Here is an 11,642-nt window from a genome sequence, read left to right as displayed (position 1 = left end):
AAAGATGAGACTTCCCACTACGTAAGTAGGTAAGACCCCAGGAAGATGACCTGGTTGATCGGCTCGAGATGGAAGCGCTGTGAGGCGTGTAGTTGACGAGTACGAATCGGTCGAGGACTTAACCTACTCTATTACATCGCAATATTGTGCAGGAATTGTATGGGGGTCAGACCCCAAGACAATTTCCAAACAATTGACAGGAAACTGTCTAACTATCTCTGTGTAGTTTTCAGGGTGCAAACCTGACAATATTCCTCGATAGCTCAATCGGTAGAGCAACCGGCTGTTAACCGGTAGGTTGTAGGTTCGAGTCCTACTCGAGGAGCCATATAAGAATTAAGAATCTCAGATAATGAAGTCTGAGATTTTTTTGTTTTTTAAATTGCTAATCATGGTAAATATAAGTATTAGTATTTAGACGTTCAAAGGTCAAAAAAACTCAGAAGGTCAATAAAAGTCAAAAAACTATGAGACACTAAGCTATTTACAGTTAAAAGTCTATAAAAAGCTATTTTGGCAAAATATAAAGGCTATTGGTCATTGATTATGACATGTACCTGGAGGGTATAATATCGTCAAAAGGTCAAAGTTAGTCAATGACAGAATAATAACATAACGAGTTTACTTTAATGAGTAACAATGCGCACTAGGAGGTGTTACTATGAATCTCAATAAAATGACAGAAAAAACACAAGAAGCTTTTCTATCAGCACAGTCTTTGGCGACTCGATATAACCATGCAGAAGTTGATGTAGAGCACGTGGTAATGTCTCTATTAGAACAACAGGAAGGCCTAGTAAGTCGTTTGTTGTCGAAGATGGGCATAGGAACAGAACAATTTAGAAATGCTTTTCAACAAGAACTGGAAAGACGTCCTAAAATTCATGGAAGTGGCGTAGAAGCTGATAAAATTTATGTAACACAGCGATTAAAACAAATTTTTGTCCAAGCAGAAGATGAAGCACAAAAAATGAAAGATGACTACATTTCTGCAGAACACTTTATGCTAGTACTTACTGATGAAAATTCTACTTCACCAGCTGGCAAAATCCTGCGAAAGTTTAATATTAACCGTAATGATTTATTAAAAGCGTTAAGTGCTTTACGAGGTCACCAACGTATAACCGGTCCTAGACCGGAAGAGACGTATGAAGTTCTTGAAAAGTATGGACGTGAATTAGTAGCCGAAGCAAAAGGCGGCAAAATGGACCCTGTGATTGGTAGAGATGGAGAGATTCGAAGAGTCATTCGTATTCTATCAAGAAAGACCAAGAACAATCCTGTTATTATCGGAGAGCCAGGCGTCGGCAAGACAGCAATTGTGGAAGGTTTGGCCCAGCGCATCGTACGAGGTGATGTGCCTGAAGGTCTAAAAGACAAACTAGTTTTTGCATTAGATTTAGGAGCTCTTTTAGCAGGTGCAAAATATCGCGGCGAATTTGAAGAACGCTTAAAAGCAGTTTTACAAGAAATCAAAAAAAGTGACGGAAGAATTCTTCTCTTTATCGATGAGCTCCATACCATTGTCGGTGCAGGCAAAGCTGAAGGGGCCATGGATGCTGGAAATATGTTAAAACCCCTGTTAGCTCGAGGAGAACTACATTGTATTGGTGCAACTACTTTAGATGAATATAGAAAATATATTGAGAAAGATGCGGCTTTGGAACGAAGATTTCAACCAGTCATGGTTGCGCCTCCTACAGTAGAAGATAGTATTTCTATTTTAAGAGGTCTTAAAGAGCGTTTTGAATTACATCATGGTGTAAAAATCCAAGATAATGCTTTAGTAACTTCAGCGATTTTGTCAGACCGCTATATCAGTGATCGCTTTCTTCCCGATAAAGCCATAGATTTAGTCGATGAAGCTTGTGCTATGATTCGCACTGAAATTGATTCCTTACCAACAGAAGTCGACGAAGTTAACCGACGTATCTTACAGCTCGAGATAGAAGAAGCCGCACTAGCTAATGAAAAAGATCGAGCTAGTCAAGAACGACATGACCGATTACTGAAGGAGTTAGCTGACTTAAAAGAAAAAGGTAAAGTAATGCAAGCCCAACTAGACTTAGAACGGGAAGGAATTCGAAAAGTACAGGCACTTCGTGAAGAAATAGATAAAAGTCGTCGCGAAGAAGAAGAAGCTGAAAGAGCTTATGATTTACAACGAATTGCAGAATTGCGCCACGGTAGAATTCCCCAACTAGAACTTCAGTTATTACAAGAAGAAGAGAAATTAACAAAACAACAAGGTGGCAATCGTCTTCTGCGGGAGGAAGTTACAGGTGAAGAAATTGCTGAGATAGTAGCTCGTTGGACTGGTATTCCTGTTACGAGACTCCTAGAAGGAGAGAGAGAGAAACTCTTACGCCTTGAAGAAATCTTACAGCAACGTGTAGTAGGTCAAGATGAAGCAGTTCAAAAAGTTAGTGATGCAGTACTAAGAGCGCGCGCTGGCATAAAAGATCCAAACCGACCGATCGGCTCGTTTATCTTTTTAGGACCAACAGGAGTCGGCAAAACAGAATTAACAAGGGCTTTGTCAGAAGCTCTTTTTGATAGTGAAGAAAATATGATTCGTATTGACATGTCCGAATATATGGAGAAGTTTGCAGTATCAAGGTTGATCGGCGCTCCTCCAGGCTACGTAGGCTATGATGAAGGCGGGCAATTAACAGAAGCTGTACGCAGAAAGCCTTATTCTGTAATACTCTTTGATGAAATCGAAAAAGCGCATCCTGAAGTTTTTAATTTGCTCTTGCAGATCCTAGATGATGGTAGAGTAACGGACTCTCAAGGTCGTACTATAGACTTTAAGAATACTGTTATAATCATGACTTCTAACATTGGTTCTCACGTTATTTTAGAAGGACTCTCCTCAGAAACAGGAACGATAGAATCAGTTCAACAAGAAGTAATGGCCCATTTACGAAGTCATTTTCGCCCTGAATTCTTGAATCGAGTCGATGAAATAGTCCTCTTCAAACCACTATCAACGAAAGAAATCAAAGATATTATTAAAATTTTGACAGCACAATTACAAAAAAGATTAGAGCAACATCAGATTATCCTTGAAATTACAGAGACAGCAAAAGAACAGATAGCACTAGAAGCTTATGATCCTCTTTTCGGAGCAAGACCGCTAAAACGTTATTTACAACGTCATATAGAGACAGCTTTAGCGAGAGCACTTATTGCAGGTACTGTGCAAGAAGGACAAAAGATTGTCGTTGATAGTAAAGAAGGAAAGATTGTAATCGAGCCACAGAGCTAAGCAGAAAGGAAAAGTAAGCCAATATGCAGTCTGCAGGAGGTGAGGCCATTGTCAGGCAACCTGGCCGACAAAATAGAGCGATATATAAAAGAGATGCTTGCTCAAAGTGAAGAAAGTATGGTAGAGATTCAAAGACAGCAAGTAGCGGCCATCTTTGGTTGTGTTCCCTCGCAGATTAATTATGTACTGACAACGCGATTTGCTGTTGAGCATGGCTATATGGTCGAAAGCAGACGAGGTGGCGGAGGCTATGTTCGTATTGTCAAGCTAGCCATAAAAAAAGAGTCTGATCTATGGGAATATCTTTCCGGTCAGCTTGGTGAAATGCTTTCAGAAGGTCAAGGCAGAAGAGTAATTGAGCACTTAGTGGAAGAAGAGATTCTAACTCCTCGTGAAGGAATACTCATGATGGCGGCTATACAAAGAGATATTTTACAAGGCGATATGCCACAGCGAGATCGACTAAGGGCTAGACTGATTCGTGCCATGCTCTACTCACTTTTTCGTCAAGAATGTCAATCTCAAAACAGTACAGATAGAAGCTAAAAAATAAGGGGGCCCGCTCATGTATTGTGACGAATGCAAAAAAAAGCCAGCCACAGTTCATCTGACCAAGATCATAAATGGGGAAAAATCAGAAGTACATCTCTGTGAAAGTTGCGCACAAAACCACCATAAAGAATGGACTTTCGGTCTTGACGAAAACTTTCCATTGAATAAATTCCTTGCAGGCTTGCTTGGCTACGATCCCCAATCGACACAACCATCGATGAATTTGAGCTTTTCCTTGCCGGAAAAATGTGAAAACTGTGGTTTTAACTATAACCAAATGAGTCAAATCGGCCGCTTTGGTTGTAATGAATGTTATGAGCATTTCAAAGAAAAAGTAGGACCACTTTTGCGTCGTGTACAGGGTGCTAACCGTCACACTGGCAAAGTTCCTCATCGCAGTGGTGGGACAATTCGATTGGAACGAGAGATTCAGAGTCTTAGGCAGACTCTTCAAGAATACGTAAGCCGTGAGGAATTTGAAGAAGCGGCAAGAATTCGGGACAGAATTCGTGAAATGGAGAAAAAACTGGGACATTAGAAGTGAGGGACCGCTATGTATGAAAGTTTCGTGAACAAAGCTTTATCGAAATGGATGGAAGGCACTGGAGATGAAGGAGACATTGTAATTAGCTCTAGAATTCGACTGGCACGAAATCTAAGTACCCTGCCCTTTCCTCATCTCTTAAATTCAACAGATGCCAAAAAAGTAGTGACTATGATTCATGATGCCCTTCAGTCCTTACAAGCACAAGAAGAAGAAAAAGATCTTGTCTTTATCAACTTACTAGAACTTCAGCCTATGGAACGTGCCATCCTTGTTGATAAACACCTTATTAGTCCTCAACATGCTGATGAAGTAGCTGGTAGAGGGTTAATTGTCAGTCTCGACGAGTCTGTATCGATCTTAATTAACGAAGAAGATCACTTACGTATTCAATGTCTTTACCCTGGATTGGAATTAGAAAAAGTTTGGAATCAAGCTAGTAAAGTAGACGATCTTTTTGAAAGTCAATTAGATTTTGCTTTTGATGAAAAACTAGGATACTTAACGGCTTGTCCTACTAACGTAGGTACGGGAATGCGTGCTTCTGTAATGATGCACTTGCCTGCTTTAGTTATGACTAATCAAGCATCCCGTGTTCTAGCATCACTGACCCAGCTAGGCATGACAGTTAGAGGTCTTTTTGGAGAAGGTACGGAAGCAACAGGCAACCTCTTTCAAATATCTAACCAAGTAACCTTGGGTCGCTCAGAAGAAGAGATTATCTCTAACTTGCTTGTCGTAGCGAAGCAACTTATCGATCAAGAGAGAATGGCAAGGCATTTGCTGTTAAAAGAGACGAAAAAACAACTAGAAGACCAAGTTTGGCGGGCTTATGGTATCTTAACTCATGCTAGAGTCATTAGTTCTCAAGAGGCTATGTCGCTTTTATCTAAAGTTCGCCTTGGTACTGATATGGGCATGATAAAAACTGTATCTCCGCAAACTCTCAACGAAATGCTTGTGCTTACAAGGCCTGCTTTTTTGCAGAAAGTAAAAGGAAAAGATATAAGTGCCTTTGAGCGGGATGCACAAAGAGCAACAATAATTCGAGAAAAGCTTTTAACAGAGCCGCTGAACCAGTAGAAATTCTAAAATCTAAATTCCACAAGGAGGAAAGAGAGATGTTAGGTCGTTTTACGGAAAAGGCACAAAAGGTGTTAACCTTAGCTAGAGAAGAAACCAAAACCTTAAAGCACCCTGCTATGGGTACGGAACATTTACTGCTAGGTTTAATTCGTGAAGGCGAAGGTGTAGCCGCTAAAGCACTGCTATCTTTGAATATTAATCTTGAGCAAGTTCGTGAACAAGTAATTCGTTTAGTTGGCCAAGGCGAAACAGTACCTACAGAACTTGGATTTACTCCTCGAGCCAAGAAAGCACTTGAACTAGCTAATGATGAGAGTCGCCGTCAAGGTCTTACTTATGTAGGCACAGAACACATTTTATTAGGTTTGATTCGAGAGGGAGAAGGCGTAGCGGCTCGAGTCCTAATGGATCTAGGTCTAAACTTAGATAAAGTAAGAAATCAAGTCATGATGCTACTCGGAGTTGTACCAGTTACTCCTGGTGCTCCCTTGCCTGGACAGGGAACAAAGGCAGATAAAAACACACCAACTTTGAATGAATTTGGTCGTGATTTGACTCAAATAGCACGAGATGACAAACTAGACCCAGTGATAGGTCGGGAAAATGAGATAGAGCGTGTTGTGCAGATTCTTTCTCGCAGAACAAAAAACAATCCCGTACTTATTGGAGAACCTGGCGTTGGCAAAACAGCTATTGCCGAAGGTCTAGCACAGCGCATTATCGACAACATTGTTCCTGAAACATTAGTAGGAAAAAGAGTTGTTACCTTAGATCTTTCTTCCGTAGTGGCAGGGTCAAAATACCGTGGTGAGTTTGAAGAACGATTAAAAAAAGTCATGGATGAAATCAGAGCTTCTGGAAACGTAATCTTATTTATTGATGAATTACACACCTTAATAGGTGCAGGTGCGGCAGAAGGAGCGATAGATGCTGCTAATATTCTCAAGCCTGCTCTAGCAAGAGGAGAACTACAGTGTATTGGCGCTACGACACTTGATGAATATCGTAAGCACATTGAAAGAGACCCTGCCCTAGAGCGGCGTTTTCAGCCGATTAAAGTTGGAGAACCAACAGCAGATGAAGCGCTGGCCATTCTGAAAGGCTTGCGAGATCGGTATGAAGCGCATCATCGAGTAAAAATTACTGATGAAGCTATTCTTGCGGCTGTTAAGCTTTCCGATCGCTATATTGCAGACCGTTACTTGCCTGATAAGGCCATTGACTTGATCGATGAAGCGGCTTCCCGTGTTCGCCTACAAGCTTATACAGCCCCTTCTGACCTTAAAGATCTAGAAGCTAATCTAGAAGAACTGAAAAAAGAAAAAGAAGCAGCCGTATTAGCTCAAGAGTTTGAAAAAGCCGCATCATTTCGCGATAAAGAAATGAAATTGAAAAAACAACTAGAAGAAGAAAAGCAGAACTGGGAGAAAGAACGGGGAATTTCTAACTCCCTTGTCCGTGAAGAAGATATAGCTCATATCATCGCTAGCTGGACTGGAATTCCCGTAAAAAAATTAGCCGAAGAAGAAAGTACCAGACTCTTAAAGCTTGAAGAAGTTCTCCACGAACGCTTAGTTGGCCAAGATACAGCTGTTCAAGCTGTAGCACGAGCTGTACGCAGAGCAAGAGCAGGGCTAAAAGACCCTAAGAGACCGATTGGTTCTTTTATCTTCTTAGGACCTACCGGTGTTGGAAAAACAGAACTAGCTAGAGCACTAGCTGACGCCCTCTTTGGTCGTGAAGATGCTATGATTCGAGTAGACATGTCTGAATATATGGAAAAACATGCTGTTTCTCGTCTTGTAGGCTCACCTCCTGGTTACGTAGGTCATGATGAAGGTGGTCAACTTACTGAAGCAGTTCGTCGTAAGCCTTACTCAGTTATCTTGCTTGATGAGATTGAAAAAGCGCACCCTGAAGTGTTTAATATTCTGCTACAAGTGTTAGAAGATGGACGTCTTACTGACAGTAAAGGAAGAACCGTAGATTTTCGAAATACTGTCATCATAATGACTTCCAATGTAGGTGCCCAGATGTTAAAACGTGCTGGCGTTATGGGCTTCAAATTAGGAGAAGGTACAGACCAAGAGAAAGTCGATTACGAAGCTATGAAAAACCGCGTCATGGAAGAATTGAAAAAAAGCTTCCGACCAGAGTTTCTTAACCGTATTGATGAAACGATCGTCTTCCACCCCCTTGCTCTGGAACATTTGCGTCGCATTGTACAACTGATGCTACAAGATTTAAGAAAGCGTTTGCAAGAAAACGAGATCACCTTAGAAGTTACAGAAGAAGCCGAAGCCTTCTTAGCTAAAGAAGGCTATGATGAAAACTATGGAGCACGTCCATTGCGTCGAGCCATACAACGATTAGTAGAAGATGAGCTTTCTGAAGGAATGTTACGTAAGGACTTCCAGCAAGGCTCTATCGTTCAAGTTGCCTTAAAAGATGGTAAACTTTCTATTCAGCCACTTTCATAAGTAACAACCAAAACAATATAAAAAGAGCCTCCTGCAAGATTGCAAGGAGGCTCTTTTTCATAGTCTTTTCGATTCTCTAATTAACTCCTATGTTATAATTCACAGTAAATAAAAAAGTAAAGGTGAGCAAAAAATGGCGAAAGGGAAAATCCGTTTTTTCTGTACCCACTGTGGCCAAGAATCCTTGAAATGGCTAGGACGATGTCCCGGTTGCGGTGAATGGAACAGCTTGGTGGAAGAGCAAATCGCGAAAAAAGATAGCAATTCGACCCTAGTAAGTCGCTTTGGTCCTTGTGACGTCTCAAAACCTTTGCACATTGACGAAGTGTCCGGAGGCGATGAAACGCGTTTTTCAAGTGGTATCGCAGAGCTAGATAGGGTCTTAGGAGGCGGTTTGGTTAGCGGATCTCTGACGCTTTTATCAGGCGATCCTGGAATAGGCAAATCAACACTGTTGCTACAAAGTTCTGCACAAGTTGCCAGACAAGGCAAAGTTCTATACATTTCCGGCGAAGAATCAGTGCAACAAATCAAGATGCGCGCAGAGAGACTTGATGTCAAAGATGTGAACTTGTACTTGTTAGCAGAAACTAATATTGAGACAATTCTTGAAGTAATAAAATCAATAGCACCTCAATGGGTCATTATTGACTCCATTCAAACCTTATATTGGAGTGAACTTGGTTCAGCACCCGGTAATGTAGCACAAGTAAGAGAATGTGCTGGCCAACTTTTGCGCATGGCCAAAGACTTGCCTGTAGCTATAACGCTAGTCGGTCATGTAACCAAAGAAGGTGTAATCGCTGGTCCACGACTACTAGAGCATATGGTGGATACAGTACTATATCTAGAAGGTGAAAGAAACTACCCCTATCGTATCTTAAGAAGTGTAAAAAATCGCTTCGGATCTACTAATGAACTAGGCGTTTTTGAAATGCTCGGTCAAGGTCTTATAGAAGTAGCTAATCCTTCGGCCTTTTTTCTTGCAGAAAGAAGTCAAGGTGCACCAGGCTCGGTAGTAGTACCTTCCATGGAAGGTACGCGACCTGTCTTAGTAGAAGTGCAAGCCTTGGTCACACCAACTGTTTTTGGTCAGGCTCGTCGAGTCACTACAGGACTAGACTATCAAAGGACCGTTTTATTAGCCGCTGTGTTAGACAAAAAAATTGGTCTCCATCTAGGACAACAAGATATTTATGTAAACGTGGCAGGTGGGTTAAAAGTACTTGAACCAGCTGTTGATCTTGCCATAGTAGCGGCCATTGCATCAAGCAGTCGTAACCAAACAGTAGATGCAGAAACAGTTTTTATAGGTGAAGTTGGATTAACCGGAGAGGTAAGAGCCGTAGGGCACTTAGAAAAAAGAATTCGAGAAGCTTCAAAACTAGGCTTTCGTCGTTGTATTTGCCCGAGTCAAAACAGGAAATACTTGAAAGGAGTCCTAGATATTGAAATCATCGGGGTTGAAAGAGTAGAAGAAGCCCTGTCAGTTGCATTGGGAGGATAAAGATGGTTAAGGAACCGGATGAAAAGTTTTTACAGGCCCTTCGTGCTTTAGCACCGGGAAGCCCCTTACGAGAAGGCCTAGAAAATATTATGAGGGCTAAAACAGGAGCTTTAATTGTTATTGGTGACAGCCCGCAAGTCTTAGAGCTGGTGGAGGGAGGCTTTCTAATTAATTGCCCCTACACTCCAGCAGCTCTTTATGAATTAGCCAAGATGGATGGCTCTATTGTCCTCAACCATGATGGCCAAAAAATTCTTTATGCCAATACTCAACTTGTTCCTGAACCAACCATACCTTCGGCAGAAACGGGTATTCGGCATCGTACGGCAGAACGAGTAGCTAGACAAACAGGTGAAATGGTAATCTCCATCTCGCAACGCAGAGGTGTAATCACCATTTATCAGGGAGCAATAAAATACACGTTGCGTGATATTGCCACCATCTTAACAAAAGCAAACCAAGGGTTACAAACTCTGGAAAAATACAAAGTTGTCATTGATAAAGCCTTAACAAATCTTACGGCCTTAGAATTTGAAGACTTGGTCACCGTATTTGATGTCACCAAAATCATCCAACGTATTGAGATGTTTACTCGTATGGTTCAGGAAATGGATCAATACATTATTGAGCTAGGTAAAGAAGGTCGTCTTGTGACCATGCAATTAACAGAACTGACCGATAATGTGGAAGAGCAAGCTTATACGGTAATTGAAGACTACCTAACCTTAGAAGGACGTTCTGTTATGCAAGTGAGAGAAGAGATTAGACATATTAGCAACGATATTCCTGATCTAGTAGCCATTGCAAAGTCTTTAGGCTACGGCACTCATATTGGAGTCTTAGATATGTCTGTCTCATCTCGTGGCTATCGCATCTTAGAAAAAATCCCTAGATTACCGCACCAGGTAGTTCATAACTTAGTAGCTAATTTTGGAGGACTTCAAAACGTTATGACTGCTTCAATTGAAGAACTTGATGAAGTGGAAGGAATTGGTGAAGTTCGCGCCAGAGCCATCAAAGAAGGATTGCGAAGACTTCGAGAACAACTTCTACTTGATCGAGACCTATAAAACAAATAAATAAACACATAATTACTACTATTGATTTTTTTGCGAATAATTGGAATTGCCTTCTCCTTGATTTTGTGCTCCATAAGGGAATTGTTGGCTTAAACTTTGATATTGTTGATATAGTTGCTGTGTCTGTAAGGGATCTGCTGGTCGTAAAGAGTACCAACCTTTTTGTTGAGCATAATGAAATAATTCTCGCTGACATGCTTGTGTTTCATTCAAGCAAACCATGAGGGCGCGATATAAATTATCTTGACCACTATCTAAAGCTACTCGGTTGCATAAAGCGCTCATAGCTTTTTCTGTATTAATTACATCAAAGAGTCGATCGCGATCAGATAAATCCTTTTGAGAATTAGCTGCTTGAGAATTTTGCTTCCCCTTTTTACTTGCTGAACTTGAAGGGCTTTGTGAGCCCTTTTTATTTTGCTGACCATTGCCTTCCTGGCTTTGGTCATCGTTATTTTTGGAAGCTTTTCGAAGCTTCATTGTGCCTGACAAAGCTTATTCACTCCTAAGGCATCATATTTGAAGGCATATTGGTAAACTGGACTTGCTGTAGTAATAGTTTATAGTGCCGTTGATGCATCTGCCCTGCTTTGTCTAGAAGATCGCGAACTTGCTGATCAGAGCATTCTTGGGCAAAATGGTAACATTTTTTGGCCGAGCTTAATTGAAAAAAGAGAAGCTCCGTTAGATATAATAGGTCTTTATCTGTAAGTGATTGATGAGGCAAAAAGCCAGTAGAAAAAAAAGGAGCAGACGATGGTGCTAGATAAGCCGATAGCTGTGCGTAAGCTGACATCATAGGATCTGCATGCTGAGTATTTCCTTGTTCTTGTTGCTGATGGTTTTCTTGTTGTTGTGAGCCTGGTCCTGTAGAAGGAGAAGAGTTATTTTGTTGCCAATAAAGAGGGCTGAAACCGGGATACCAAGACAAGGGATTTTGTTGCTGGCCCATTGTGGAGAGTCCGCCTTGGGCTTGATTGGTATAGGATAAATTTTGCAAAATATGGACGACTCCTTTCTCAGCCACTCTATCGTATTAATTAAATAAAGAAAGGCATTTAAAGTTTGTACGTTAGCTTATAACTTATGCCTTTATAAAAGAAAAAGCGGTTGGCTTATGGCC

At 41.1% G+C, this 11,642-nt stretch carries 9 protein-coding genes, 1 tRNA gene and 1 rRNA gene; 9 read left to right on the top strand and 2 right to left on the bottom strand.

The genetic code is table 11. From position 1 onward, the window contains the following. The 9 genes from F9B85_RS12800 to disA all read left to right on the top strand — a co-directional run. Positions 1-126, top strand: a 23S ribosomal RNA gene (locus F9B85_RS12800); the annotation flags it as partial. 126 nt (positions 127-252) lie between these two features. Beyond that, positions 253-328 (top strand) — tRNA-Asn (locus tag F9B85_RS12795). A gap of 333 nt (positions 329-661) precedes the next feature. Then, positions 662-3,271, top strand: a complete 2,610-nt coding sequence (gene clpB / locus F9B85_RS12790; RefSeq protein ID WP_151621564.1) for an ATP-dependent chaperone ClpB — start codon at positions 662-664, stop codon at positions 3,269-3,271. A 48-nt stretch (positions 3,272-3,319) separates the two neighbouring features. Further along, positions 3,320-3,817 (top strand): CtsR family transcriptional regulator, encoded by a 498-nt coding sequence (locus F9B85_RS12785; protein ID WP_151621562.1) that lies wholly within the window; start codon positions 3,320-3,322, stop codon positions 3,815-3,817. Between the two features lie 19 nt (positions 3,818-3,836). Continuing rightward, positions 3,837-4,361, top strand: a complete 525-nt coding sequence (locus tag F9B85_RS12780) for a UvrB/UvrC motif-containing protein (protein ID WP_151621560.1) — start codon at positions 3,837-3,839, stop codon at positions 4,359-4,361. Positions 4,362-4,376: 15 nt separating this feature from the next. After that, entirely contained in the window at positions 4,377-5,450 is a 1,074-nt protein-coding gene (locus F9B85_RS12775; protein WP_151621558.1) for a protein arginine kinase, read from the top strand. Positions 5,451-5,488: 38 nt separating this feature from the next. Further along, positions 5,489-7,933, top strand: coding sequence for an ATP-dependent Clp protease ATP-binding subunit (locus tag F9B85_RS12770; RefSeq protein ID WP_151621556.1), 2,445 nt, complete (start codon positions 5,489-5,491; stop codon positions 7,931-7,933). A gap of 133 nt (positions 7,934-8,066) precedes the next feature. Then, complete coding sequence (radA, locus tag F9B85_RS12765; protein WP_151621554.1) at positions 8,067-9,440, top strand: DNA repair protein RadA; 1,374 nt, start codon at positions 8,067-8,069, stop codon at positions 9,438-9,440. A 2-nt stretch (positions 9,441-9,442) separates the two neighbouring features. Next, on the top strand, positions 9,443-10,510 hold the full coding sequence (disA, locus tag F9B85_RS12760) for a DNA integrity scanning diadenylate cyclase DisA (RefSeq protein WP_151621552.1): 1,068 nt from the start codon (positions 9,443-9,445) through the stop codon (positions 10,508-10,510). A 27-nt stretch (positions 10,511-10,537) separates the two neighbouring features. Here the strand turns inward: disA and F9B85_RS12755 are convergent, their stop codons facing one another. Then, on the bottom strand, positions 10,538-11,011 hold the full coding sequence (locus F9B85_RS12755; protein ID WP_151621550.1) for a spore coat protein: 474 nt from the start codon (positions 11,009-11,011) through the stop codon (positions 10,538-10,540). Between the two features lie 13 nt (positions 11,012-11,024). Beyond that, on the bottom strand, positions 11,025-11,519 hold the full coding sequence (locus F9B85_RS14650; protein WP_207707120.1) for a hypothetical protein: 495 nt from the start codon (positions 11,517-11,519) through the stop codon (positions 11,025-11,027). Positions 11,520-11,642: the final 123 nt, after the last annotated feature.

Origin of the sequence: Heliorestis acidaminivorans, assembly GCF_008933955.1 — a bacterium.
GTDB classification, from domain to species: Bacteria; Bacillota; Desulfitobacteriia; order Heliobacteriales; family Heliobacteriaceae; genus Heliorestis; species Heliorestis acidaminivorans.
The sequence above is the reverse complement of the archived record's forward strand: the minus strand, read 5'-3'. Positions and strand labels throughout refer to the sequence as shown.

What these genes read in the sequence shown, in the direction of transcription:
- clpB (WP_151621564.1), top strand. Translation starts at nt 662, where the DNA reads ATGAATCTCAATAAAATGACAGAAAAAACACAAGAAGCTTTTCTATCA.
- disA (WP_151621552.1), top strand. Translation starts at nt 9,443, where the DNA reads ATGGTTAAGGAACCGGATGAAAAGTTTTTACAGGCCCTTCGTGCTTTA.
- radA (WP_151621554.1), top strand. Translation starts at nt 8,067, where the DNA reads ATGGCGAAAGGGAAAATCCGTTTTTTCTGTACCCACTGTGGCCAAGAA.
- F9B85_RS12775 (WP_151621558.1), top strand. Translation starts at nt 4,377, where the DNA reads ATGTATGAAAGTTTCGTGAACAAAGCTTTATCGAAATGGATGGAAGGC.
- F9B85_RS12770 (WP_151621556.1), top strand. Translation starts at nt 5,489, where the DNA reads ATGTTAGGTCGTTTTACGGAAAAGGCACAAAAGGTGTTAACCTTAGCT.
- F9B85_RS12780 (WP_151621560.1), top strand. Translation starts at nt 3,837, where the DNA reads ATGTATTGTGACGAATGCAAAAAAAAGCCAGCCACAGTTCATCTGACC.